The following is a 24803-nucleotide window of genomic DNA, read 5'->3' as shown; positions in this document are numbered from 1 at the left end:
TGAACTGCACCCTCCGCCCCGGCGGCCCGTACAACGAGCTGCCCCTCACGAACCACTGGCGCGTCGACACCAAGGAGGCCGAGCATCGTCTTGGTCTCGTAGGCGCCCCAATCCCGTACCCGCCCCACCGGGATGACGCCGCGTGACGGCACCTAACGAGTACGACACGGATGGGCACCCGATCGACTCGCTACTCAAGGGCCTGGTGAACGGCGCATGGCTCGACGCCCAAGTGTTCCCGCCACTGGAACAGATCGTGCCCGGCATCGTCACCGAAGGATTCGGATTCATCGTCGGCCCGCCGAAAGCTGGCAAGTCCTGGTTCGTCGGAAACCTCGCCCTCGCCTGCGCATCCGGCGGTCGAGCCCTCGGGCAAATCAAGGTCGAACCACGCCCTGTCCTGTACCTCGCACTCGAGGACGGACACCGCCGGCTCCAGGACCGGTTCCGCACACTCACCGAGGGGCAGCCGATCCCCACCAGGCTCGACCTGCTGGTGAAGATAGAACCAGGGCAGCTCATCGCCACCGTCTCCGAATGGCTATTGCGCCACCGAAACGACAAGCCCCTCGTCATCCTCGACACGTTCGGAAAGGGCCGACCGCAACCGAAACGCGGCGACAACCCCTACCTCGCGGACTACCAGGCCGGCACCGCACTCAAGGACATGATCGACGCGTTCCCCGGCGCGAGCCTCCTCGCCGTCCACCACAGCCGCAAGGCCGAGTCCGACGACTTCCTCGACGCCGTCAGCGGCACACAGGGACTCGCCGGATCCGCGGACTACATCCTCGTACTCACCCGCAAGCGACAGTCCGACGAGGGCGCACTCGCGATCACCGGTCGCGACGTCACCGAGACCGAGATCGCCATGGTCACCAGTGGTGGCCGGTGGGCGCTCGCTGGATCGACGATGACCGAGGCGTCTGCCGCTCTCGCCGCGCGCAAGGATGCGGGCAAGTTGGGCGACCAGTCGGCAGATGTATTGGCGCTGGTCAAGGCGTCACCAGAGCCGGTATCTCCATCGTTCGTTGCCGACAAACTCGGTATGGACAACAAGACGGCAGGAACGTATCTCGGCCGTCTGGTCAGTGCGGGACGACTGATTCGACAGGGACGGGGAATGTACTCATGTGTTGAAAGTGTGGAAAGTGTTGAAACCAATTCCACACTTTCAACAGATTCAACAGTTCCTGCATCCGAACGTGCGGCGAATCGCTGGCTCGGTAGCGGCGAGCACCTGGACCTCACGGACGGGGATCCAGCGTGAAGCGCATGCAGCGCCGCGGTGAAGCCACCGTCACCCCCATCAACAGCGGCCAGGTCATGGTCCGACTCGGCGGGGACGTCTGGGTCATGTCCGCCGACGAAGCCCGCGACCTCACCAACAAGATCATCGACGCCCTCGAACAGGAGACACCATGACCTTCCCCACCTTCGACACCGCACGCACCGACGAAGACAACCAAGACCGCTACGTCCACGCCGAACGCGGCATCGACTTCCACATCGACGCCCTCGACCAGTGGGTCACCGCACCCGCACGCATCGTGTTCAACGGCCGCGGATGCGAGTTCGAACTAGGCCCCTACTCGCTCTGCGAGGGCGACGCCATCGAGCTGTACAAGATGCTCGGTCTGTTCCTCGGGCACGCAGACCTGGAGGCCCTATGACCGCACGCCCCTGCCTCCACTGCGGTGACCTCATCACCTCGGGCACACGATGTGCGAGCTGCACCCCGGCCGACACCAAGAAGCCCCGCAAGATCGCCCACGCAGGCACCGACAGCCAGTGGCGCAGGCTCAGCGTCCGAGCCCGCCGCATGCAGCCCTTCTGCATCGACTGCCACACCGACCGCGACCTCACCGCCGACCACATCATCCCCGTGGACGTCGCACCGGAGCTGGCCTACGCGATGGAGAACATCACCGTTCGGTGCCGCACCCACAACAGCGCACGCGGCAACCGCTACACCCGAGTCGAAGCAGAGGAGGTCCTGAACACCCTTCTAGGCGCTCAGGATCGTCGCCCTAGCCCCCGACTGCGCAAGCTCATCCCAGTGGCTCAGCGTGCCGTACAGGTGGGGAGTAGACCCCCTGAGCAGCACGAACACCCCGGGGGCAAGGCAGAGTTTGCGACACACACCCCTGGGGGGTATCGGTGAAGGCCGGGCCCAAGGGGCAGATCGCCGTTGAACCGCTCGATTTCAGCGGTTGGCCGGACGATTTGGCGGAGCGGATCATCCTGTTCATCGAGACCTACCTAGTGGTGCCGAAGGGTGCCGGCGCGGGTGAGTTGGTACGGCTCGCGGAGTTTCAGAAAGAGATCATTCGGGGCGCGTTCGCGGAGGGGATTCGGCAGGCGCTGGTGTCCATCGCTCGCGCCAACGGTAAGACCGGTTTGGCAGCCATGATCTCGGTGGCGGTGCTGTTCCTGGTGGAGGACTCGCCCGAGGTGCTGGTCGTCGCGAGCGATCAGCGGCAGTCGAACATCACGCTGAGGGCCGCGAAGCGCATGATCGAGCTGGCGCCGGAGCTGTTGGAGCGCGCACATCTGTTCGCCGACAAGGTCACCACGCCGTTGAACAACGGGTTGCTGTTGCCACTGCCGGCGGATCCGTCCGCGCTGCACGGCTGGGATCCCACGGTCCTGATTGTGGATGAGCTGCACGTGGTCACCGAGGCGGTCTGGGAGGCCGTGACGTCGATGGTCGGCAAGCGACCTCGGTCTCTCACGTTGGCTATCAGCACCCCGGCCTCGTCGGCGGATTCGGTGATGTGGCGGCTGATCGAGCACGGCCGCGCTGGTGATGACCCGGCGTTCTACCTTCGTGAGTTCGCCGCACCGGAGGGCTGCAACATCGACGACCGCGAGGCCTGGCGGATCGGCAACCCGGCGATGTCCTGTGAGCGTCCGTTCCTCGCGGAGGACGGCATGGCGGCGGCGCGTCGGACACTGCGCGAGCCGGTGTTCCGGCAGCTCCGTTTGGGCCAGTGGGTCACGGGCTCGGAGTCGTGGTTGCCGTTCGGCGCATGGGACTTGTGTAAGTCAGAGGGTCCGCGCGTCGACCGGAGCACGAAGGTGGTGCTGGCGTTCGACGGTTCAGCGTCCGGTGACTCCACGGCGTTGGTCGGCTGCACGGTCGGCCCGGTCCCGCACTTGTGGGTGGAGGGGTTGTGGGAGAACCAGAACGAGCGGGGCTGGCGGGTACCTCGGGAGGACGTGGATAACGCCGTCGCCGTGGCCTTCCAGAAGTACAACGTGATCGAGCTGGCGGCGGATCCGTGGGGCTGGCGCACCGAGATCGAGTCGTGGGCGAAGCGGCACGGTGACAAGCGGGTGATCGAGTGGAACACCGCGGCGGCGGCCCGTATGGCGCCGGCCACCGATCGCCTCTATCAGGCCGTGGTCACCAAGGCTGTGACGCACGACGGTGACACGCGGCTTGCCGCACACATCGCGCACTGCGTCGCCAAGCGCACTCCGATGGGCGACTTGGTGAGCAAGGACAAGAAGAACTCTCCCCGGAAGATCGACGCCGCTGTGGCGAGCATCGTCGCGCTGGACCGGGCGGCGCATCACACCCAACGTTCCGGCCGCCGTGTGGCCGGGTTTTCGAGCTAGGAGGCTCACGCATGACCGACCTGACTACCTTGCTGCAGCGCATTGACAACCCGCTGGCTCGGTTCGACCGCTACGACCGGTACTACGCCGGCAACGGTCCGTTGGCGTTCATCTCGCCGGAATCGCGGGCGGTCCTCGGCGACCGTCTCCAGCGGCTCAACAGCAATATTCCGAAGCTGTTGGTGAACAACCTGACCGAGCGGCTGCGGGTCATCGGCTTCACCGGCGCTGATGTGTGGGGTGAGTGGCTGCGCAACAACTTGGACCAGCGCAGCCCGATCGCGCACCGCGAGGCCCTGGTGCTCGGCGCTGGGTACGCGATCGTGTGGGCCGATGTGATTGGCCGCCCTCAGGTGAGCATCGAATCGGCGCGGCAGATCGCCGTCACCACCGACCCGGTGACCCGCGAGATCGTCGCCGCGGTGAAGCGGTGGGAGGACGGCAAGCGCACGCACGCGGTCCTGTACCTCGAGGACCGCATCGAGAAGTACGTCGCCAACTCGACCGGCGCCACAACCGCCGGCTTCCAGAAGATCGACGAGTACGACAACCCGCTGGGCGTTGTCCCGGTGGTGCGGCTGCTCAACTCCGACCGAGTCCTCGACGACGAGGGCCGATCGGAGATGGACGACGTGCTGGACCTCTCCGACGCGCTGACGAAGCTGCTGACGGACCTCATGGTTGCCAGCGAGACGGGTGCACGTCCGCGGCGGTGGGCGACCGGCCTGGAGTTGGACGAGCGGCCGAAGGTCGACGCCGACGGTGAACCGGTTCTCGACGACGGCGGGCAGCCGGTGATGGAGGCGGTGTCGCCGATCGCCGAGAGCGATCGCCTGATGGTCAACGAGGATCCGCAGGGCGCGTTCGGGCAGCTCCCCGGTGCGGACCTCGGTGGCTACCGCAACGGCATCGACGTGATCATGCGGCAGATCAGCGCGGTGTCGGGGTTGCCTGAGCACGCCCTCGGTATCGGCGGCGATAACCCCACCTCGGCCGACGCGATCCGCGCATCCGAGGCGGCCCTCACGGCGCGCGCAGAGAGCAAGCAGGCACTGTTCGGGCAGAGCTGGGAGCAGGTGGCGCGTCTGATCGTGGGCGTCCGTGACGGTGCTGATCCGCGGTCGGTCGACGTGCGGGTGCAGTGGGCCGACCCCGCCACCCGCTCCGAGGCGCAGGAAGCCGACGCCGTCACCAAGCTGTTCAGCGTGGGCCTACTGCCGGCGAGCTACGCCCTCAAGAAGCTGGGCTACAACGACGCGGAGATCGAGGAAATTCACGCCGCCCGGGCCCGCGACAACATCGCCAACGCGGACGTCTCCAAGTTGTTCGGCGGCGCAGCATGACCCCGGACGAGCTGGCGGAGCAGTTCGAGCTGTACGTCGACCAACTCGGCGACAAGCTCTCCGCCGCCCTCATCGCCGCGTACGAGCAGTGGCAGGCCGGCACGCTCACCACCGCCGAGTTCGAGGCCGTGTTCATCCAGGTGGTCGGCACCATGAACGCCTACGCCCGCACCGGCGCGGACTGGCTCGGCAGCATCTACCTGGCGTCCACGCCGAAAGGCACGACGCTGGTCACCGTCGCAGGTGAGACCGCCCGCCTCGCCGACGCCGCGGCCACCCTCGTCGCGCTGCTCGACACCGCCGACGACCTGAAGACCCAGCTCGACCGGATCGGCCGCAACGAGCCCACCGAGGCCGCTCAGCAACAACTGGTCCACACCTACAACACCCATGAGGTGCCCGGCTACCGCCGCCGGCTCAACGCGGGCGCGTGCGAGCTGTGCGTGTGGCTGCAGAAGAAGCACCTCGACCCCGAGGGCATCGGCTACATATACCCGACCGACAAGCCGATGCATCGGCACACCGGGTGCCGGTGCACACCCGTCCCCGCAACCCGAATCGAAAGGACAGCAGCATGACCGACGACCAGACCACCACCGAGACCACGACCGAGCAGGTCACCGACGAGCAGCCGCAGGAGGAGTCTGTTACCGAGCAGGACACGCCCGCCGTCGAGCCGAAGACGTACGACGAGGACTACGTGAAGGGACTGCGCGACGAGGCCGCGAAGTACCGCACGAGGGCGAAGGACCGCGATGAACTGGCTCAGCGCCTACACACCGCGCTGGTCACCGCTACCGGAAAGCTGGCCGATCCCACCGATCTGCCGTTCGACGCCACCCACCTGGAGGACGATGGGGCGTCCCTGGCACAGGCCATCGACGACCTTCTCGCCCGCAAGCCGCATCTCGCCGCGCGCAAGGTTGCCGGCGACGTCGGGCAGGGATCTCGAAACCGGTCCGCAGAAGTGAACCTTCTTGGCATGCTGCGAGGCACCAACTAGCAGGAGGCAGTGAAAGTGACGGAGCACTACGTTTGGGGTGAAGCTGAACTCACCCATCCTGACTGGCGTGGCACGCTCGCGCTCGACGAACGAATCACCGGCGAAGATTCACTCTATTCGCTCACCGGTGTCGACAAAGGGAAATGGCAGATCATCGGGATTGATCTGGGCGGTGGCGAACGCGAGTTCAAGCACGACTTACATGTCATTGCACTCGACCGCGACTGGATTCAAGGGCGCCGCATCAGCGAGATCGCTGAGTTTGAAGCAGTAGACATTTTCGTTCACGATGTCGATCCGTACGAGGTGTTGCGCGCCATCACCCATCAGTTGGACATCCGTATGCGACTTCGCGGATTGGTGGGCAAGCGCATTGCAATAACCAACCGACTCGATGTGCCTGAGCAAACCGACGACTAATTCTCACATTGTGAGATACACTGAAGGGGGCCGGCCTGGTGCTGGTCCCCTTCAGTCGTCCTGGTGGCGCGTGGAATCCCGACATCCCACTGCTGCCCCAGGAGGCAAATCATGGCCGAAACCACGGCATCCAATCCCACTCTTCTGCAGGACGAGGTCGCGAGCCTGCTCGTCCAGCCGCTCGAGGCCGCGTCGGTGGTCCTCAGCTCCGGTGTCCGCGTCTTCGACACCAGCTCGGAACTGCGCATCCCGCGCCTCGTCTCCGGATCCACCCCCACGTTCGTCCCCGAGGGTGGCCTGATCCCGGACACCGCTGACATCGCGTTCGACGAGATCAAGCTCATGCCGAACGCCCGCACCAGCATCAAGACGATCATGCGGTTCACCAACGAGCTGGTCCGCCAGTCCGTCATCGGCATCGACGCGACCCTCAAGGCACGCCTAGTCAAGGATGTCTCGGACCTGCTCGACGACGCTCTCCTAGCCGGTGCCGGGGCGTCGAACTCGATCAAGGGCGTCATCAATCAGACCGGTGTCACCACGGGCGAGCTGGACGTCACCGACCCCGACTCCCTGCTCGACGCGATCGCCTCCCTCAACGCGCAGGAGGTCACCCCGAACCGCTGGTTCCTGTCCGGCGCCGACTTCGCCGCACTCCGCAAGCTCAAGGAGGGCACCGCGTCGAACCGATACCTGCTCGAGCCCGACCCGAGCAAGGCCGGCGGCACCACCCTGTTCGGCATCCCCGCGACCGTCACCAACAAGCTCGCGGCCGGCAAGGCGATCCTCGCGGACACCAGCACCATCGCAGTGGCCCGCGACGTCGCCCCGTCCGTGACGGTCCTCAACGAGCGGTACGCCGAGTACGACCAGGTGGGCCTGCGCGTCACCTGCCGCTACGACCTCGGCCTGCTGCACCCCGAGGCCGTCGCCGTCCTCACCGACGCGCCGTAATCATGGCGGTCACCGGCCAGGACGTGGCCGACTTCCTAGGCCAGGGCGACGACACACAGCTCGTCGCCCTGGCCGGGCAGGCCGCCACCGTCATCACCGCAATGGCGATGGCCTACACCCGCGACCAGGGATTCACCGGCACCGAGCCGAACGACCAGATCGCCGCTGTCATCACCACCGCAGCCGCCCGCCTCGCCGTCCACCCCGAGCAGCTAGCAACCGACGTCGGATCCGTGTCCGTGCGCGGCGGCTTCACCGGCTGGACCCTCGCCGAGCTGTTCGTCCTGAACCGCTACCGGAAGCGAGCCCTGTAATGCTGTGGCCGCACCGAATCCGCGTCACCTACTCGATACCGTTCGATCCGCCGCAATACAACGAGGACGGCAACGAGATCTACGACGAGGTCGACAAGGTGGTGCCCGGACAGGTGGTGCCGGTCACCGGCGGCACCCGCACCGAGCTGGGGCATGTGTACGACGAGACCCGCTATCAGATGATGCTGGCCCCGACGCTCAACCTGCCGCTGTCGTCGACACCCGTGCAGTACGAGTGGAAGGGCATCACCCTCGACGCCGCAGGACCAGCTGAACGACACATGCTCGGCGGACGCTTGCACCACTACGAAGTCATGAGCGCAAAGCTCACCTAGACGGGCCGGACGGGTTTCCTACTTTCCCCTGCAGCCGGCAAGGGCACGCATTCGTTCCTTTCATGGCGTGCCCTGCGCCCCCACCCTCAGCGGGTGGGGGCGTTTCCCGTCCCGAGACTCGACCTGAGGTTGAAGCCTCCGCTAACGAACTGAGCCCCGGTCCGAAGACCGGGGCTCATCTGGCATGTCGTTCTGGCACGCGGAGCGCTTGCACCATCTGACCTGCGATAACTCTGCTCCCCCAACTGGACTCGAACCAGTAACCCTTCGATTAACAGTCGAATGCTCTGCCAATTGAGCTATGGGGGATTGAACTTTGACCGAGAAGAGACTCTAGCGCATACGCACTCGGGGAGACCAATCGGCAGGTCAGAGGCCTACCGGAGGTCTCCCCGAGAGCGTCGGCGATCAGTTACCGGTGGTGCAGGTACCAGCCTCGACCTGAGCCGGGGTGCAGGTCGTCGCCGGCTTGGTGGCCGTCGGCGCCTGGGTCTGCGTCCGGGTCGCGGCCTGCGGGGTCGCGGCCGGGGTCGTGGTGGTCGGCTGCGTCTGCGTCGGCTGCTGAGTCTGCGTCTGCGTCTGCGTCGGCTCCTCCGTCTTGGTCTGCGTCGGCTGCTGCGTCTGCGTCTGCGTCGGGCGCTCCGCCGGCTTGGTGGTGGTCGTGGTGGCCGCACCGGCACCGCCGGTCACGGTCGCACCCGCGCCACCGGACACCGTCGCGCCGCCGCCGGTCACCGTGGCACCTGCGCCGGCACCCGCACCGCCGGTGACGGTGCCGTTGCCCGCACCTGCGCCGCCGGTCACGGTCGCACCCGCGCCACCCGAGACGGTCGCACCGGCGTCGCCCTGGACGGTGACCCGGTTGCCGTTGTCGGAGCTGGGCTTCGCGACGGTCGCCTCGACCGAGGTACCGATGGCCTCGTTCAGCGACGCGGTGGTGCCGGCCTGGATCGTCGCGCCCTTGAGCGCGGCGGCGGTCGGAACGGTCACGTTGGCGTCGAGGTTGACGTTGCCGGTCACCTTCGCACCGGGCACCGCGGTCACGGGGGTCACTTTCGCCGAGGTCGGCAGCGGAGCGAGCACCGTACCGGGGAAGACGGGCGCCGTCGTGGTGGTGGTCGTGGTGGTCGTCGTCGTGGTCGTGGTGTAGATCGGCGCCACGACGCGAGCCTGGTCACGCACATCGACCACGCGGCCGGGCGTGACGGCCCACACCGGGTAGTACGGCTGATCCCACGCCGGGTTGACGCGGCGGTACGGGTTGTTGCCCAGGTTCAGGCTGATCGACACCGAGACGATCGGCTGCGGCTTCGGCCGGTTCCAGTCCTTCGGGTACACCCAGAACACCGGCACGTCGACCTTGAAGTCCGCCGAGAACCAGGGCTTCGGGTAGTCGGGGCGCTGCCACGGGCGCGGCTGGCCGGGGTGCCACGGCTTCACGCCGAGCTGGCGGCCGTAGAGCGTGTAGCAGGTCTGGGTCTGGACCTCGATACCGGCGCGGTAGTTGTTCCACGTGCCGGTCTCGCAGATCTGCTGGTAGACCGCGATCTCCTGCGGGGTGTAGTTCCACGGCTTGTAGTTCGCCGGGCGCACCATCGGCGCGGGCGGCGCAGGCTGCGGCGCCACACGCAGGCCCGGAATGGGCGGGGCCGGCGGGTAGTAGACCGTGGTGTTGTTCATCGTCGAGGTGATGGTGCCCTGCGGCAGACCGGAGTTGGCCACGGCCTGGGCGGCGACGGTGTTACCCACCATCGTCACGCCCTTCGGCGGCACGGCGATGCCGTCGGTCTGGAAGGCGCCCGGGTTCGCGGTGAACTGGTCGCCGGTGACGGGCGAGAACGCGACGGGGCTGTCGCCCTCGGTCGACTTACCACACCCGGCGAGGAGGCCGGCGGCTGCCACGACGGCGAAGGACGCGGCTCCGATCTTCTTCGTGTTCATGTGTTCCCATCCTTGGGTGTTGACGACGGGGGCACAGGGCCGCCGCTGGACTGTAGGACTCAAGTCACACGCTCTATAGGGACCATGGCACGGTTCGTTACATCCCGAGCCGGGTATTTCGAGAAGTTCAGGGAAATCCCTGAGGTTCAGTACAGGGGACGCACAGAGAAGACCTGTAGCTTCTGCGGGGCGCCCTTCGCCTTGAATCGGCGCGGTCGCACCTGGTAGCGACCCCTATCGGCGATCGTGAAGACCGTCTCCGAAGCCAGCACCTCGCCCCCGTTCGCCGCCTCCGCCACTCGCGCCGCGATGTTCACGTCGACGCCGATGAGGTCGCCCTTGACCCGCCGCGGCGTACCCGTGTGCAGGCCGGCGCGCAGCGTCGGGCGGTATCCGTCGGCCACGTCGATCGCCCCGACCGCCTCGATGGCCTCGATCGCCGCCTCGATCGCGGTGTCGCCGTCGAAGGCGACGAGGGCACCGTCGCCCATGGTCTTGACCACGACGCCGCCGTGCCGCGCGACGATCTCCGCGGTGGTCCGGTTGACGGCATGCAGGAGGCGCACGATCTCGTCGTCGGTACGATCCAGCGCCCAGGTCGAGAACGCGACGAGGTCGGTGAAGAGGATCGTGATGGGCTTCGGCGGCAGGTAGTCGCGGTCCCGGCGGCTGATCATCGCCTGCCACGTCGCCGTCGCCAGATTGCCGAGTTCGCGGGTCACCGTCGGCTCGTCGCCGACGATCCGGTCGAGGAGGCTCGCGAGCCGCTCGGTGGATGCCGCGTCCGGCTGGAACAGATCCTTCTTCGGCCCTCCGGGAAGGTTCTCGCGCGCGGCCCGCACGAGGCCCGTCATCGCCGCGCTGCGATTGGCCCGGTGCGCGGCCTCCGCGCCTCTGGCCAGTAGTTTCCGCCCCCTGCCGGGCTCTGCCGCGGCACCGTCGTCGTCGGGCAGCTGGCGTGCATCGTCGGCCATGCGACCGAGACTAGCCCGGTACCCCCGGGGCTACGACGATGCCCAGCGCTCGCCCCGCGCGCCGTGTCGCGCCGCGCACACGTAGACGTCCAACTCGGCGGCGGAGTTGAGCACCGCCTTGATCACGCGCCACACACCGCGGGCGGTCCGCCGGCCCGCGGGCGGACGGATCCCCAGGTTGAACTCACCGCTACGCACGTCGTAGTGATCGAGCACGTCCGATCCCCCATCATCCGATTCGAGTGACCTGAGCCACACGGTAGGCCTCGTTCGCGATGCGCGGGAGGAATCGGCGCACGACGCGCCGTATCGCGCCGGGATTCATCGCTGTTGGTTGCACCCCGTGTCGTCGGACCGGTCGAGGTAGATGTCCTGCGACGCGATCGTGGGCGCGAGGAACCTCAGGTGCTGCACCAGCGAGTCAGGCAGCTGCTGGATCGGCTGCGCGTACGTCGTACCGTCGAGGGTGCTGCGGGCGTAGAACACGAAGACGTCCGCGTGGTCTGCGTTGAATCCGCCGTAGACCTGTAAGGCTCGTGCCAGCATCAGTTGGAATGGCGAGAGACCGAACCGCGAGAGATCCAGGTTCGGGTCGAGCTGGAGCCGAGTCCCCTCAGGAACGCCACCGAGCGTGGTGCCATCGGACCTGGTGCCTGGGTACACGTAGTTGGGAGAGTTGCCGGGCATGGCGTACCGAAGGGCATGATCGATCACGCCGGATTCGACGTCCTGCGGCGTGATCAACCCCGCAAGGTACGAGAACTCGCCGCCCGCGTGCCCCGGTCCGGGGTCATGACCTCCCGAACCCGTGTAGGCCCGGTACGACGCCGACGCGGCTGCCGAGCGCAACACGGGATTGAAACCTTGGAACTCGTACAAGCACCCCGATGCATCATCGATCACCGCCAGGTGGTGATCGGCGTCATTCGTCGGTCGATAGGTCGGCAGGTACGGGATGGTCAGTAGTCGGTTCGTGTTGGTCACGCGCACGTCGATGGTGGGCGTACCGGGTGGCGCGTTGTAGACGGTCGTCGTCCACTCACTGGTGTTCACCCACACCCCGTTGCTTCGCGCATCCAGCGCCGAGATCCATCCAGCGCTGCGGGGATCAACTCTTGCACCCACGGGAATCGGCTGATTCCAGAACGAGTCAGCGGCGAAGTAGTTCCCGTTGTTCGACGGCGCTCCCGGCGTCGCGCGCGGGAACGAGATTCCGAAATGAGCGATCCCCGACGTGTTGAAGAACGTCGCGCGCACGCGATGCTGCCCCGCCGAGACGGTCCGCAGGGTGCTGGTCGTGCTCCAATGCGGTGCCGGCTTGTCGAACACGAGGGCGTCGTCGAACCACACGCGGGCGCCGACGTTCCCGACGGCCGTGGAGAACGCGTACGTCGAGGTCTGGGGAAACTGGAGGACGCCGTCGTACTCGACGGAGAAGTTGTCCGCGTTGACTCCTGCGAGCGGTTGGCCCGTGAACGACCCGCCTGGAGCGTTCTCGCACTGCACCACCACCGGATTGCCGGTCGCGGTCGTGTTGTTGAAGTATCTCGCCTGGTACTGGTTCACCGGGCAACCGGTCGTCGGGACCGGCGTGGTCGTGGTCGGTGCGATCGTCGTGGGCACCGTGGTGGTCGTGGGTGGCACGGTGGTGGTCGGCAGCGCCGTGGTGGTCGGAGGTGCGGTGGTGGGCGGCACCGTGGTTCCGGGCACCGTCGTCGGTGCTGTCGTCGTGGGCGGGGCCGTCGTCGGCACCGGTGTCGTCGGGACAGGGGTGGTCGGGGGGCCCGCGCCATCGCGAACCGTCACGCTCGCGACATACAGGTTCCGGTCGCAGAACCAGCCGCGGTAGTCGTTGCTGAACTCGATCGTCACCGGGCTCGCCCCGGTCAGTGCACCGAGGTCCACCGTGTGGGTGCTCCACCCGAGTCCGGCCGCCACGGTGCCGAGCGTGACGCCGCCGCGCTTCACCGCCATCTGCGGCGCGCCCCAGCAGTGATCACCCCGGGCGCGGACCTCCAGCTTCCCGCCGGGATTCGCGGTGACCGCCGGGATCGTCACTGCTCCGTTGCTCCAGAGCTTGACGACGGTGCCTGCGCGCCAGTCGGAGACCGCGCCGCCGGCACTCGACGGTGTGACGGTCATGCCCGCGGGCCCGACAGTGGTGTCAGCGCTCGCAGTGCCGCCGAGAACGGACACGGTCAGCGCCGCAGCGACGGCGGCGATCGTGATGCGGAAGGACCAGCTTCTCGTGGTCATGGGGGACTCCTCGGGGTGCTCGCTGTCTTGAAGCATCGTCGGAGGCCGCTCAGAGCTTGCAGCAACTTCCGCCCATCAAGTGCCATTCAACCACATTTGCAACAAATGTAACAGAGATCACTTCCGTCGAGTGCGACCGCAAAGACGTAGCCCTTCACGCCCATCTGTTCGCACCAGTGCTAGTGTGTTCGCGCTGGTCAGGACTGATGAGCGGCGAGGGTCGACCTCGCGCGACACCGAGCGACCGGCGAGGGGCAGTAGCTCAGTCGGTTAGAGCCGCGGACTCATAATCCGCTGGTCGTGGGTTCGAGCCCCACCTGCCCCACCTGTCAACCGCCCCGCTGCGGCTCAGCATCGAAATCGGCTTGCACCACTGCCTACCGTGGGAACGGTGACGACCACGACGTTGTGGATCAGCGGCGCACCCGGCACAGGGAAGACCACCACCGGATGGCGGGTGTTCGAACTCCTCACTGCTGGTGGCGGGAACGCAGCCTACGTCGACATCGACCAACTCGGCCTCCTCGGCCCGTACGACCGGCTCGCGGGGAGTGCGCCGCACGCCGTGAAGGCCGAGAACGCACGCCGCCTGATCCGGGCCTGGAGCGCACGGGGCCTCCGCCAGATGGTGGTGTCCGGCGTCGTCGATCCGAACCTCGGCGCGCCGCGACTCGGCGCCGGTACCGGCGCCGACATCGAGCTCGAGCACGTCAGACTCCGCTGCGACTGGGCCGAGCTGCGACGTCGCTACCTCGCCCGCGGTTCGACCGCTGACGTGCTCGCCGACCTGGAACAACTCGCCCGCCGCCTCGACCGGACGTCGGCCGACACCGTCGACACGACCTCGCGTGATGTCGAGGACGTCGCGCAGGAACTCCTCGTCCGGCACACGTCGATGCGCCCCGGCCCGTGGACGCCGGCACCGTCGGCGCGGGCCGCTCCCCTACCGACGACACTGGTGTACGGCGCCCCGGCCGTCGGGAAGTCCTCTGTGGGCTGGGAGCTGGTCCGGCGACGGTGGGCGGCCGGCCGCGCGACCGGCTACATCGACGTCGGGCAGCTCGGCTTCGTCGGGCCGGACTACGAACCCGGTGTCCATGCGGCCGGCTACGCCGCACTGACCGCGGGTTACGAGCGCGCGGGAGCGGAAGACTTGGTCGTCGTCGCGCGGGACCCGGAGCTGGACACCGATGCGCACGAGGATGAGGCGTTGACCCGCGTGCTCCTCGACGCCTCCGACCGCGCCCTGTCGGCCCGCGTAGCGCGGCGCTCGCATGACAACACGGGGCGTCTCCCCGGAGACGACCTGCTCGGCGCCGACCCGGCGCGACAACGCGCCATCGCTGCGGGAGCCCACCGGGCGGCGGCACACCTGCGCCGCCACCGCGACGGTTGCCGTCTCACGATCGACACGACGCACAGCGAACCGTCGGCGGTGGTCGACCGGATCGAGCACGCGATCGACGGTCCGCTCGGATCCGACTGAACAGCCCTCCGCCGGACCGACCGCCGTGACCAGGCGTTCCGGAGGCTGCTCCTGGACGTTCTCCCCCATCGCCCCGGTGGGCGACCGTCCCGTCGGCGCATTGCATAATGATCGGCGTGACGCAACAGCTGGAGCCCGAGTCCCCGTCGAACTCCGCGACTGCCGGTGGGCATCGCGGCGCGTACGACAGCCACCGCGACGCCTGGGTCGCCCGTGAGGAGCAGGCCGAGCGCCTGATCCCCATGATCGGCCGCCTGTACCGCCAGCACGGCGTGGTGTCGTCGATCCACGGGCACCGCCTGATCAACCTCTCCACCTCCGCGGTGATCTCGGCGCACGAACGCGCCGAGGAGCTGGGCCACCAGGCGCTCACCCTGTCGCAGACGGAGAAGGTGCTGCGCGGCCTGCTCGCCATCGAGCCCGAGCCCGCGTCGATCGACATCGCGCGTCTCGCGATCCTCGCCGCCGACCTCGAGTCGGACGAGGCCGTGCAGGAGCTGCTCCGCGCCGAGATCGCCAAGCGCAACGTCCCGGTCTCCGACGGTGACGGCGCCGACGTGGTGCTGTACGGCTTCGGCCGTATCGGCCGCCTGCTCGCACGCATCCTGATCAGCCACGCCGGCAACGGACACGGCCTGCGCCTGCGCGCCATCGTGGTGCGCCGCAGCGTGAAGAACGACCTCGAGAAGCGCGCGAGCCTCCTGGCCCGTGACTCCGTGCACGGTCCGTTCGCCGGTTCGGTCTCGATCGACGCGGAGAACGACGTCATCATCGCCAACGGCACCCGCATCCAGGTCATCTACTCGGACGACCCGTCGACCATCGACTACACCGCGTACGGCATCAAGGACGCGCTGATCGTCGACAACACCGGCAAGTGGCGCGACGAGGAGGGCCTCGGCCAGCACCTCAAGAGCAAGGGCGCCGCGCGCGTGCTGCTCACCGCGCCCGGCAAGGCGCCGCTGAAGAACATCGTGCACGGCATCAACGACAGCACGATCGAGGACGCCGACACCATCCTCTCGGCCGCGTCGTGCACCACGAACGCGATCACGCCGGTGCTCGCCGCACTCGACGAGGCGTACGGCATCCAGCGCGGCCACGTCGAGACCGTGCACTCGTTCACCAACGATCAGAACCTGATCGACAACCTCCACAAGGGCGACCGCCGCGGCCGCTCGGCGGTGCTGAACATGGTGATCACCGAGACGGGCGCCGCGAAGGCCGTCTCGAAGGCGCTGCCGCAGCTCGAGGGCAAGCTCACCGGTTCGTCCATCCGGGTACCCACCCCGGACGTCTCGCTGGCGATCCTCAACATCACCCTCGAGAAGCCGACGACCAAGGACGAGGTCAACGACTACCTCCGCCGGGTGTCGCTGCACTCGAAGCTGCGCCAGCAGATCGACTACATCGAGTCGCCCGAGGTCGTGTCCACCGACTTCGTGGGCTCGCACCGCGCCGGCATCGTCGACGGTCTCGCCACCATCGCCGACGGCAAGGACCTGGTGCTCTACGTCTGGTACGACAACGAGTACGGCTACTCCTGCCAGGTGGTCCGCGTGCTCGAGCGCATGTCGGGCGTGCACCCCGTGGTGATCCCGGCCCGCGCCGACGTCCGCGTCGAGGCCTGACCTTCCAACTCGTCGCCGCCCCGGTGGAAGCGCCCGCTTCCACCGGGCCGCGTCGTATCAGGAGCAGTCGCAACAGCCGCCGTCGCAACAGCAGTCTCCGTCGCAGCAACAGTCCCCGGCGGACTCGCCCGCGTCGACGGACCGCCGCCCGAGCTTCTTCTTCGCCTTCTCGTCCATCCTCTTCACGCGCTTGTCCATCGGCGTCCTCCGCGCCGCGAGCACCGTCGCCATCGCGGTCGACAGGAGCGGACGGACCAGCCGGTCGTCGCGCAGCTCGACGCTCTCCAGCCGCTCGATCACGACGTCCCGCAAGGCCTGCAGCCGCGCCACGGCCGCGTCCACGGTGGTCCCGGTTGCGTCGAGGGCGTTGTACGCGCCGTGCTCGCGGTCGCGGGCCAGGTCCTCGAGCGCGTCCGCGAGGTGCGCGAACTCCCCGTATGCGCGTCCGAGCTCACCCAGCGGCTCCGCGTTCTCCGGACACCCCGCGAGCACGGCCGTAGCGGCGAACATGCCGCCGACCGCCGCCGCCGTGGGTGCCGTGACCTCATCCAGCCGCGTGGCGCGCGATTCGATCCGCGCCTGCTCGGCGAGCCCGGTGAGCGCCTCGGGCACCCGGGCCGCAGCGGCGACGGGACCGTCGGCCTCGGCTCTCCGCCGCAGCCGCCGTTCGGTCGCGCGCAGCAGCCCGACGGTGCCGCGGGCCGTGACTGCGGAACCGCGCAGGCCCGCCTCCCGCTCGGCCGCGTGATCGCCGATCTTCGCGGCCGCGAGCGTCAGCGCCGCCGTGGCACCCAGCCGGACTCCGAGTTCCGCCGGGGCGATCACCTCGGCGCGCCGCATCCCACGCAGCGCGCACGGGCCGGCGGTGCGCGTGGCTGCGGGCCACGGCTGTTGCGCCTCGACGAGCGCCGAGAGCAGCGCGGCGTCGGTGTTGGTGCACGCCCGCGCCGACTGGCCGGCGGTGCCGCGCAGTGTCAGGCACAGCCCGCACAGGTGTGCGCGCCACCGTTGCCGCACCTCGGGTTCGAGGTGCGCGGAACACGATCGCACGAGACCGAGCACGATCCCTCCCGCCCGAGATCAGTCGTCGAAGACGAAGCCGTCGGCCTCCGCGGCCGCCACCACCTCGCGCAGCCGCGCGGGATCGTTCACGATCCCGGCCATCGCCCGGCCGGCGATCGCCAAGGTCTCGAGATCTGCGCTACGCGCACTGAACACCCCTGCCTCACTGTCGAAGTCGAGCACCTCGAGCATCGGCTCCAACAGGATTCGCTCGGCGACCCCTTGCCAGAAGTAGCCCGTGGGTTCGTGCCCGAGCGCGCGAGCGGCATCGTCGGACGGCGTACCGCCGGCCACGAGGATCAGCGAGCGGACCCCGGGCGCGGTCTCGACGATCTGCAGGGGCGCCATCGTCCCCGCGCGTCCGCCCGAGCGCTTCTCGATCACCCCGCGCAGGCCTCGCCACACCGCGAGCACGGTGACGGAACCGAACAGGATCGCCGGGTACTTCACCCATGGATTGAGCGGTTCGAGTAGCCAGAACAGCAGCCCCAGCGCCACGACGACCGCCAGGAGCTCGGCGATGTCGGCGGCGGTGAACTGGCGGTCCTCGTCGTCGGTCAGCACGAGCGGAAGACTACTGCCCCGCGGGCCAGTACGCGCTGTCCGGCGTGGCGCGCGAGCCGAAGATCGCCTGGCCCACCCGCACGCAGGTCGAGCCCTCCTCGACCGCGATCTCGTAGTCACCGGACATGCCCATCGAGAGCTCCACCGCCTCGGACCCGTCCTGCACCGCCCGGTCCCGGACCTCGCGGAGCCGCCGGAAGCAGGCGCGCACCCGCTCCTCGTCGGACGAGAACTCGGCGAGGGTCATGAAGCCGCGCACCCGCAGCGACGTGTAGGCGGGCAGCGCATCCAGGAACGCGGGCACCTCGGCGGGCGGCAGCCCGTACTTCTGCTCCTCGGCCGAGGTGTTCACCTGCACGTAGACGTCGAGCCCGCGCCCCAGGGCCTGCAACCGACGATCGAGCGCCTCCGTGACGCGCACGCTGTCGAGGGCCTGGAACTCCGCCGCCACGGCCGCGACGTCCTTGGCCTTGTTGGTCTGCAGATGCCCGATCACGGCCCACGAGACGTCCAGGTCGGCCATCTCGGCGCTCTTGCGCTTGGCCTCCTGCACCTTGTTCTCGCCCAGTTCGCGGCAGCCCGCGGCGACGGCGAGCCGCAGCCGTTCCTGGGGCACCGTCTTGCTGACGGGCAGGAGTCGCACGTCCGACGGTGACCGCCCCGCCCGGGCCGCGGCGGCGTCGATGCGGCGCATCACCTCGGCGATGTTGGCCTCGAACTCTGCGATCGTCTGCGCGGGCGGGTACGAGCTCATGGTCCGAGCCTATCGGCCGGGGACCGCCCGTCGGAGCGGGCCCGCGGCCGGTACAGTGGCGGCATGATCCGACTGGTTATCGCCGCTGGTGCGGGCTACGTGCTGGGCACCAAGGCCGGACGCCGCCGGTACGAGCAGATCAATCGCACCGCGAAGGCCATCGCCACCAGCCCGGCGACGAAGAAGGCCGTGGAGATCGGGCGCCGCAAGCTCGCCGAGCAGCTCAACCCCGATCCGAAGATGCGCACCATGCGCGAGATCGATGCGCAGACGGTGATCTACTCCCCCAAGACCGACCTGGACTAGAAGGCGCTGTCACCCACGGCCATCTTGAGCAGGCTCTGCCGGTAGCTCTCGAGCGCCACGAGGTCGCCGAAGAGGCGGTTGTAGTCGGCGTCGGAGTTGGGCGACATGCGGCGCAGCTTCGACTTCAGGTCCGCCACCTGCGCGCCGACCCATACTTCCTGTAGTCGTGCCATCACGGACTCGACGTACCGTGGGGTCGGATCGCCGGCGACCTGCATGGGTTCGACCGCGAGTTCGGTGACCAGCGGCTCCAGCACGGGGCCGTCGACGTGGCGCACCACCGTGTCCACCCACTCCGGACCGCCGAGGCCCGCGGCGATGCCGCCCGCGGCCTCGATCGCCAGCCGCACCGCGCGGTACGCGGGGTCGGTGAACATGTCGTCGGAGAGCGCGTCGAAGACCATGCCCGCGAGCGACGGCACCTGGAGCGCCGCCTTGAGCACCTCGCGCTGCACCCACAGCACCGGGTCGGACGGGTTGGGCCGCTGTGGTCCTGCCGGCCGGACCTCGGGCACCGGCGCGGCGGGTGCCGGGGCGCGGAACCGGTTGTTCGACGGGGCGGGCGCGCCCGGCCCGGGCCTGCCCTCGCCGCGGCGGATCCGCGCGGACTCCTCGCGGACGCGGCGCAGGACCTGCGTGACGTCCTCCCAGCCGACCCAACCGGCGAGCTGCCGCGCGTACTCGTCCCGGAGCGCCATGTCCTTGATCCGGGCGACCACGGGCACCGAGCGGCGCAGTGCGTGCACGCGACCCTCGGCGGTGTCGAGGTCGAATTCGGTGATCAGCGTCTTCACCGCGAACTCGAACATCGGGACGCGCTGCGCGATGAGGTCGCGCACCGCCTCGTCGCCGCGGCGCTGGCGCAGCTCGCACGGATCCATGCCGTCGGGCGCGACGGCGACGAACGTCTGGCCGGCGATCTTCTGGTCGCCGTCGAAGGCCTTCATCGCGGCGGCGCGGCCCGCCTCGTCTCCGTCGAAGGTGTAGATCACCTCGCCGCGGAAGTAACTGTCGTCCATCATGAGCCGGCGCACCAGCGAGACGTGCTCCTCGCCGAACGCCGTACCACAGGACGCGACCGCGGTCTCGACGCCGGCGGCGTGCATGGCCATGACGTCGGTGTAGCCCTCGACGACCACCACCTGATGTCCCTTGGCGATGTGCTTCTTCGCGTGGTCGAGACCGAACAGGACCTGCGACTTCTTGTAGAGCATGGTCTCGGGCGTGTTCATGTACTTGCCGAGGTTGTCGTCGTCGAACAGCTTGCGCGCGCCGAAGCCGATCACGTCGCCGCCCAGATTCTTGATGGGCCACAGCAGGCGGCGATGGAAGCGGTCGATGGGACCGCGCTGCCCCGGCTTCGACAGCCCGGCCGCCTCGAGCTCCTTGACGTCGAAGCCCTGGCGCAGCAGCGCTTTGGTCATCGTGTCCCAGCCCGACGGGGCGTAGCCGCAGCCGTAGAACGCCGCGTCCTCCTCGGTGAAGTCACGGTCGGTGAGGTACTTGCGCGCGATCTCCGCCTCGGGCGTGCGCAGCTGCTCGGCGTAGAACTTCTGCGCGGCCGCGTTGGCCGCCACCAGCCGCATGCGGGTACCGCGGTCCTGCTTCGGACCGGGGCCGCCGCCCTCGTAGGTGATCTGGATGCCCACCTTGTCGGCGAGCTGCTCGACGGCCTCGACGAAGGGCACGTGCTCGATCTTCTGCAGGAAGGAGATGACGTCGCCGCCCTCGCCGCAGCCGAAGCAGTGGAAGAAGCCCTGCGAAGGGCGCACGTGGAAGCTGGGTGTCTTCTCGTCGTGGAACGGGCACAGGCCCTTCATCGAGCCCACACCGGCGGGACGCAGTGCCACGTACTCGCCGACGACGTCCTCGATGCGCGCACGGTCGCGGATCGCCGCGATGTCACGCTCCGGGATTCTGCCGACCACGAGTTCGAGTGTACTGCCGGTCAGCCCTCGAGGACCTTCTGGTCCAGCCGCTCCAGGCGGGTCTCGGTCATCGACGCGATCTGGTCGACGACCACGCGCAGCCGGGCGGCGTCGGAGTCCGCGGCCAGGTACGCCGGGGAGTACAGCGGATCGATGTTCGACGGTGACGCGCCCATCAGGTAGTCCGCCACGCGCAGTATCCGATCACGCTGCCCCTGCTGTATGGCCAGGTGCATCTGGTTGGAGTAGATGTACTGCAGCGCCATCGTTTTCAGCAGGATCACCTCGGCACGGACGGACGGCGGCACCTCGACGTCCGCCTCGTACCGGCACACCGGCTCGTTGGCCGTGGCGGCGCGGGTCGCGTCGATCGCGGCCGAGGCGAAGCGGCCCACCAGCTCACTGGTCATGCGCTTGAGCGCCACCGAGGAGGCGAGGCCGCCGTCGTACTTCGCGGCCGCGGCGACCACGTCGAACGAGGCGAGCCGAGCACCGGCCTCCTCCAGCTCCGCGGCCTCGGCGCCGCGGAAGCTGCTCGCGCCGAAGCCGGAGAGGCTGCGCACCTCCGCGGGCGACGAGAGCGCGCGCAGGTCGAGGCGGCCCGAGAGCACTCCGTCCTCGACATCGTGCACGGAGTAGGCCACGTCGTCGGACCAGTCCATGACCTGCGACTCGAGGCACTGGCGGGTGCCGTACGGCCCGTCCTCACCGCCCCGCATCCACTCCAGGACGTGCGCGTCGTCGTCGTACACGCCGAACTTGCCGCCGGGCTCGCGGCGCAACCACGGATACTTGGTCGCCGCATCGAGTGCGGCGCGGGTGAGGTTGAGTCCCACCGACTCCCCCGCGGCATCGAGCACCTTGGGTTCGAGCCGGGTGAGGATGCGCAGGTTCTGCGCGTTGCCCTCGAAGCCGCCGATGTCCCGGGCCACCTCGTCGAGCGCGCGTTCGCCGTTGTGGCCGTAGGGCGGGTGGCCGATGTCGTGGGCGAGGCCGGCGAGGTCCACCAGGTCCGGGTCGCAGCCGATCCCGAGGGCGATACCGCGGCCGATCTGGCTGACTTCCAGCGAGTGGGTGAGCCGGGTACGGGGCGTGTCACCCTCGCGCGGGCCCACGACCTGCGTCTTATCGGCGAGGCGGCGAAGGGCGGCGCTGTGCAGCACCCGAGCGCGGTCGCGCGCGAAGGCCGAGCTGTGCCCTTCCCAGCGCAGGGCCTCCCACTGCGGGCCCGAGAACAGTGTGGGCTCGGTATCCGCTTCGAGGCCCGCGGTTTTGGGCGGTTCGGCGACGAGGCGTTCGACGTCGGCCGGCTGATACGCGGCCGGACCGGGCAGGCGCGGCGGCACCTACTCGGTGACCCAACCGCGTGCGAAGGCGAAATCCGCGATCCGCTGGCGGATCGCGATGATCTGCCCGGCGGTCAGATCGTCCGAGGAGTCGAGGAGCAGCTCGGTGAGCTCGTCGACGAAGGACTGCATGTCCAGCGCGCCGGCGGCCGGCCGCGCCGCCGCGTCCCGGCGGGGCGCCTGCTCGCGCCGGTCACCCCGCTGGTCGCGCTGATCGCGGTGGTCACGACGGGGCGCCGACGGCGCGGGAGCACCCCCGACCACGGCGACGTTGACGGCCTTGAACCCCTTGTCCCCCTTCTCCACGTCGAACGTCACCTCGGTGCCGGGCCGCAGCGCCGACTCGTCGAAGTCGATGTCGTTCACGTGGAGGAAGACGTCCTCACCTCCCGCGTCCGGCGCCAGGAAGCCGAAGCCGCGTTGCGTGTCGAAGTGGACAACCTTGCCGTTCGTCATGCCGTCGAGTATCCCACGGCCCAGCACGATCGGGCCGGTACGGTGTGTCTATGAAAATCGCGCCAGTCGCCCTCGCGGGCTGCGTTCTGGTCGCCCTCGCGGCGTGCACCTCTCCCAACATCGACTCCAGCACCGTGGTCGAGGTCGACGGCAGGGCCGAGAGCGCGGCCGAGTACGTCAACGCGGGTTGCTCGCGGAACGGCGAGACGATCACGGTGGGCTCCGGCAGCGTCCAGACCGCCCGCGGCATCGGGGCCATGCTCACCGAGGGCAATCCGCCCACGGTGAACAGCCTGTTCATCGCCACCGGCGGGAACGTGATGACGGTGCTGAACACGCCCGTGGGGAAGGTCGGCTCGGCCAAGGCCTCGAAGGCCGGCAACCGCTACACGATCACGGGTGAGGCGCGCGCGGCGGACCTGAGTACCAAGAAGTTCCGCGTCGAGGTCACCTGCGGGTAGGAGCAGCGGCCCGACGAGAAGGACCGCCCACCCCGCGAGGGATGGGCGGTCCTCGTCGCTCAGCGGACCGGCGCCGCGTCAGCAGCCGGCGAGGCGCGCGGCGAGGTACTGCTGGATCTCCGCGAGCGGCACCCGCTCCTGCTCCATCGTGTCGCGCTCGCGGACGGTCACGGAATCGTCGTCGAGCGTGTCGAAGTCGACGGTGACGCAGAACGGCGTCCCGATCTCGTCCTGGCGACGGTAGCGCTTACCGATGCCCTGGGCGTCGTCGAAGTCGACGTTCCAGAACTGCCGCAGCTGGGCGGCCAGCTCGCGCGCCTTCGGCGAGAGCTTCTCGTCACGCGACAGCGGCAGCACCGCGACCTTGACGGGGGCGAGGCGCCGATCCAGCTTGAGGACGACGCGGGTATCGGTGCCGCCGTTCGCCTTCGGCACCTCCTCCTCCGTGTACGCATCCACGAGGAAGGCCATCAACGAGCGCGTGAGGCCGGCGGCCGGCTCGATGACGTAGGGCGTGTACCGCTCGCCCGACTGCTGGTCGAAGAACTCCAGCGACTCCCCCGAGTGCTTGGTGTGGGTGCCGAGGTCGAAGTCGGTGCGGTTGGCGATGCCCTCGAGCTCACCCCACTCGCTACCGGCGAACTCGAAGCGGTACTCGATGTCGACGGTGCCCTTGGAGTAGTGGCTCAGCTTCTCCTGCGGATGCGTGTACAGGCGCAGGTTCTCCGGGTCGATGCCGAGATCGGTGTACCACTTGAGCCGATAGTCGATCCAGTACTGGTGCCACGTGTCGTCGTCGCCCGGCTTGACGAAGAACTCCATCTCCATCTGCTCGAACTCGCGGGTCCGGAAGATGAAGTTGCCGGGGGTGATCTCGTTGCGGAAGCTCTTGCCGATCTGGCCGATGCCGAACGGCGGCTTCTTCCGCGCCGTGGTCATGACGTTCTTGAAGTTCACGAAGATGCCCTGCGCGGTCTCGGGCCGCAGGTAGTGCAGGCCCTCCTCCGACTCGATGGGCCCCAGGTAGGTCTTGAGCATCATGTTGAAGTCGCGCGGCTCGGTCCACTGCCCCTTGGTGCCGCAGTCGGGGCAGACGATCTCCGTCATCGGCACGTCGTCCGGGTCGACCTCCTCGCCCTTGGCCGCCCGCTTCTCGGCGTACGCCTCCTGCAGGTGGTCCTGACGGTGGCGCTTGTGGCAGTTCAGGCACTCGACCAGCGGATCGTTGAACACGGAGACGTGCCCCGATGCGACCCACACCTCGCGGGGCAGGATGATCGCGCTGTCCAGCCCCACGACGTCATCGCGGGAGGTGACCATGTTGCGCCACCACTGCTTCTTGATGTTCTCCTTGAGTTCCACGCCCAGCGGCCCGTAGTCCCAGGCCGACTTGGTACCGCCGTAGATCTCACCCGACTGGAAGACCAGGCCCCTGCGCTTGCACAGGTTGGCGACGGTATCGACTTTGGTTGCTTTGGCCACGGCGCGCTTCATCTCCGACGGGTTGTGAGAAGGAAAAACGTACGCACCGACTCTACCGTTCGCGCTCTCCCCCGCGGCGCGATGGGACGCCTACCTCCCGCTCGCTTGACGTGGCCGTTCCCGCATATGAAAATGATTGTTGATAAGAGGAGGCTCCCATTCC

At 68.4% G+C, this 24803-nt stretch carries 26 protein-coding genes and 2 tRNA genes; 16 read left to right on the top strand and 12 right to left on the bottom strand.

The window, feature by feature from the left end; all coding sequences use genetic code 11:
• The first annotated feature begins 142 nt into the window (after positions 1 to 142).
• The 11 genes from ELY19_RS15765 to ELY19_RS15720 all read left to right on the top strand — a co-directional run bounded on the left by ELY19_RS15765 (position 143) and on the right by ELY19_RS15720 (position 7993).
• Entirely contained in the window at positions 143 to 1270 is a 1128-nt protein-coding gene (locus ELY19_RS15765) for an AAA family ATPase (protein ID WP_126197066.1), read from the top strand.
• 5 nt (positions 1271 to 1275) lie between these two features.
• Entirely contained in the window at positions 1276 to 1425 is a 150-nt protein-coding gene (locus ELY19_RS23530) for a hypothetical protein (protein ID WP_164711619.1), read from the top strand.
• The gene (locus ELY19_RS15760; protein ID WP_126197065.1) at positions 1422 to 1673 is read left to right on the top strand and encodes a hypothetical protein; all 252 of its coding nucleotides are present in this window, start codon (positions 1422 to 1424) and stop codon (positions 1671 to 1673) included. Before ELY19_RS23530 ends, ELY19_RS15760 begins: the two co-directional genes overlap by 4 nt.
• 487 nt (positions 1674 to 2160) lie before the next feature.
• The gene (locus tag ELY19_RS15755) at positions 2161 to 3624 is read left to right on the top strand and encodes a terminase large subunit domain-containing protein (RefSeq protein ID WP_126197064.1); all 1464 of its coding nucleotides are present in this window, start codon (positions 2161 to 2163) and stop codon (positions 3622 to 3624) included.
• Positions 3625 to 3635: 11 nt separating this feature from the next.
• A complete protein-coding gene (locus ELY19_RS15750; protein WP_126197063.1) occupies positions 3636 to 4967 on the top strand; it encodes a phage portal protein in 1332 nt (443 codons plus the stop codon).
• Entirely contained in the window at positions 4964 to 5545 is a 582-nt protein-coding gene (locus ELY19_RS15745; RefSeq protein WP_126197062.1) for a hypothetical protein, read from the top strand. The genes ELY19_RS15750 and ELY19_RS15745 overlap by 4 nt, the downstream gene beginning before the upstream one ends.
• Positions 5542 to 5970, top strand: a complete 429-nt coding sequence (locus ELY19_RS15740) for a hypothetical protein (protein WP_126197061.1) — start codon at positions 5542 to 5544, stop codon at positions 5968 to 5970. Before ELY19_RS15745 ends, ELY19_RS15740 begins: the two co-directional genes overlap by 4 nt.
• 15 nt (positions 5971 to 5985) lie before the next feature.
• A complete protein-coding gene (locus tag ELY19_RS15735; protein ID WP_126197060.1) occupies positions 5986 to 6390 on the top strand; it encodes a hypothetical protein in 405 nt (134 codons plus the stop codon).
• Between the two features lie 111 nt (positions 6391 to 6501).
• Complete coding sequence (locus ELY19_RS15730; protein WP_197715909.1) at positions 6502 to 7344, top strand: phage major capsid protein; 843 nt, start codon at positions 6502 to 6504, stop codon at positions 7342 to 7344.
• A 2-nt stretch (positions 7345 to 7346) separates the two neighbouring features.
• Entirely contained in the window at positions 7347 to 7658 is a 312-nt protein-coding gene (locus ELY19_RS15725; protein WP_126197059.1) for a hypothetical protein, read from the top strand.
• The gene (locus ELY19_RS15720; protein WP_126197058.1) at positions 7658 to 7993 is read left to right on the top strand and encodes a hypothetical protein; all 336 of its coding nucleotides are present in this window, start codon (positions 7658 to 7660) and stop codon (positions 7991 to 7993) included. Before ELY19_RS15725 ends, ELY19_RS15720 begins: the two co-directional genes overlap by 1 nt.
• Positions 7994 to 8229: 236 nt before the next feature.
• Here the strand turns inward: ELY19_RS15720 and ELY19_RS15715 are convergent.
• The 5 genes from ELY19_RS15715 to ELY19_RS15695 all read right to left on the bottom strand — a co-directional run bounded on the left by ELY19_RS15715 (position 8230) and on the right by ELY19_RS15695 (position 13164).
• Positions 8230 to 8302: transfer RNA gene (locus ELY19_RS15715), tRNA-Asn, on the bottom strand.
• A 99-nt stretch (positions 8303 to 8401) separates the two neighbouring features.
• Positions 8402 to 9934 (bottom strand): hypothetical protein, encoded by a 1533-nt coding sequence (locus ELY19_RS15710; protein WP_126197057.1) that lies wholly within the window; start codon positions 9932 to 9934, stop codon positions 8402 to 8404.
• Between the two features lie 146 nt (positions 9935 to 10080).
• Complete coding sequence (locus tag ELY19_RS15705; protein WP_126197056.1) at positions 10081 to 10908, bottom strand: adenylate/guanylate cyclase domain-containing protein; 828 nt, start codon at positions 10906 to 10908, stop codon at positions 10081 to 10083.
• Positions 10909 to 10938: 30 nt separating this feature from the next.
• Positions 10939 to 11124: a hypothetical protein gene (locus tag ELY19_RS15700; protein ID WP_126197055.1), complete on the bottom strand. Its 186-nt coding sequence runs from the start codon at positions 11122 to 11124 to the stop codon at positions 10939 to 10941.
• Positions 11125 to 11229: 105 nt separating this feature from the next.
• On the bottom strand, positions 11230 to 13164 hold the full coding sequence (locus tag ELY19_RS15695; protein WP_197715908.1) for a carbohydrate-binding domain-containing protein: 1935 nt from the start codon (positions 13162 to 13164) through the stop codon (positions 11230 to 11232).
• Between the two features lie 251 nt (positions 13165 to 13415).
• Here ELY19_RS15695 and ELY19_RS15690 point away from each other — a divergent pair.
• The 3 genes from ELY19_RS15690 (at position 13416) to ELY19_RS15680 (ending at position 16281) form a co-directional block, all read left to right on the top strand.
• Positions 13416 to 13489: transfer RNA gene (locus ELY19_RS15690), tRNA-Ile, on the top strand.
• Positions 13490 to 13555: 66 nt separating this feature from the next.
• A complete protein-coding gene (locus tag ELY19_RS15685) occupies positions 13556 to 14650 on the top strand; it encodes a hypothetical protein (RefSeq protein ID WP_126197053.1) in 1095 nt (364 codons plus the stop codon).
• A 242-nt stretch (positions 14651 to 14892) separates the two neighbouring features.
• Complete coding sequence (locus ELY19_RS15680; RefSeq protein ID WP_232015634.1) at positions 14893 to 16281, top strand: glyceraldehyde-3-phosphate dehydrogenase; 1389 nt, start codon at positions 14893 to 14895, stop codon at positions 16279 to 16281.
• 57 nt (positions 16282 to 16338) lie between these two features.
• On the opposite strand, the gene ELY19_RS15675 is transcribed toward ELY19_RS15680, so the two are convergent.
• Genes ELY19_RS15675 through ELY19_RS15665 form a run of 3 tightly spaced genes read right to left on the bottom strand, consistent with a single transcriptional unit; the run spans position 16339 to position 18661 of the window.
• Positions 16339 to 17343 carry a DUF5685 family protein gene (locus ELY19_RS15675; RefSeq protein WP_164711618.1) on the bottom strand — a complete coding sequence of 335 codons (1005 nt, stop codon included), beginning with the start codon at positions 17341 to 17343 and terminating at the stop codon, positions 16339 to 16341.
• An 18-nt stretch (positions 17344 to 17361) separates the two neighbouring features.
• Positions 17362 to 17907 carry an Imm51 family immunity protein gene (locus ELY19_RS23630; RefSeq protein WP_197715907.1) on the bottom strand — a complete coding sequence of 182 codons (546 nt, stop codon included), beginning with the start codon at positions 17905 to 17907 and terminating at the stop codon, positions 17362 to 17364.
• Positions 17908 to 17917: 10 nt separating this feature from the next.
• The gene (locus tag ELY19_RS15665) at positions 17918 to 18661 is read right to left on the bottom strand and encodes a YggS family pyridoxal phosphate-dependent enzyme (RefSeq protein ID WP_126197050.1); all 744 of its coding nucleotides are present in this window, start codon (positions 18659 to 18661) and stop codon (positions 17918 to 17920) included.
• A gap of 63 nt (positions 18662 to 18724) precedes the next feature.
• Here ELY19_RS15665 and ELY19_RS15660 point away from each other — a divergent pair, with 63 nt between their 5' ends.
• Entirely contained in the window at positions 18725 to 18967 is a 243-nt protein-coding gene (locus tag ELY19_RS15660) for a hypothetical protein (protein WP_068572888.1), read from the top strand.
• Here ELY19_RS15660 and dnaG read toward each other — a convergent pair.
• From dnaG to ELY19_RS15645, 3 genes are read right to left on the bottom strand one after another with little or no spacing between them, the layout of a single operon-like run.
• Entirely contained in the window at positions 18964 to 20895 is a 1932-nt protein-coding gene (gene dnaG / locus ELY19_RS15655; protein WP_126197049.1) for a DNA primase, read from the bottom strand. The genes ELY19_RS15660 and dnaG overlap by 4 nt on opposite strands.
• Before the next feature lie 20 nt (positions 20896 to 20915).
• Positions 20916 to 22241, bottom strand: coding sequence for a deoxyguanosinetriphosphate triphosphohydrolase (locus tag ELY19_RS15650; RefSeq protein ID WP_126197048.1), 1326 nt, complete (start codon positions 22239 to 22241; stop codon positions 20916 to 20918).
• The gene (locus tag ELY19_RS15645) at positions 22242 to 22697 is read right to left on the bottom strand and encodes a cold-shock protein (RefSeq protein WP_126197047.1); all 456 of its coding nucleotides are present in this window, start codon (positions 22695 to 22697) and stop codon (positions 22242 to 22244) included.
• Positions 22698 to 22747: 50 nt separating this feature from the next.
• Between ELY19_RS15645 and ELY19_RS15640 the strand changes: the two genes are divergently transcribed.
• A complete protein-coding gene (locus ELY19_RS15640) occupies positions 22748 to 23158 on the top strand; it encodes a lipoprotein LpqH (protein WP_126197046.1) in 411 nt (136 codons plus the stop codon).
• 78 nt (positions 23159 to 23236) lie between these two features.
• Here the strand turns inward: ELY19_RS15640 and ELY19_RS15635 are convergent, their stop codons facing one another.
• Positions 23237 to 24640, bottom strand: coding sequence for a glycine--tRNA ligase (locus ELY19_RS15635; protein ID WP_164711617.1), 1404 nt, complete (start codon positions 24638 to 24640; stop codon positions 23237 to 23239).
• Between the last annotated feature and the right edge of the window lie 163 nt (positions 24641 to 24803).

It is taken from the genome of Tsukamurella paurometabola (assembly GCF_900631615.1).
GTDB classification, from domain to species: domain Bacteria; phylum Actinomycetota; class Actinomycetes; order Mycobacteriales; family Mycobacteriaceae; genus Tsukamurella; species Tsukamurella paurometabola_A.
The sequence above is the reverse complement of the archived record's forward strand: the minus strand, read 5'-3'. Positions and strand labels throughout refer to the sequence as shown.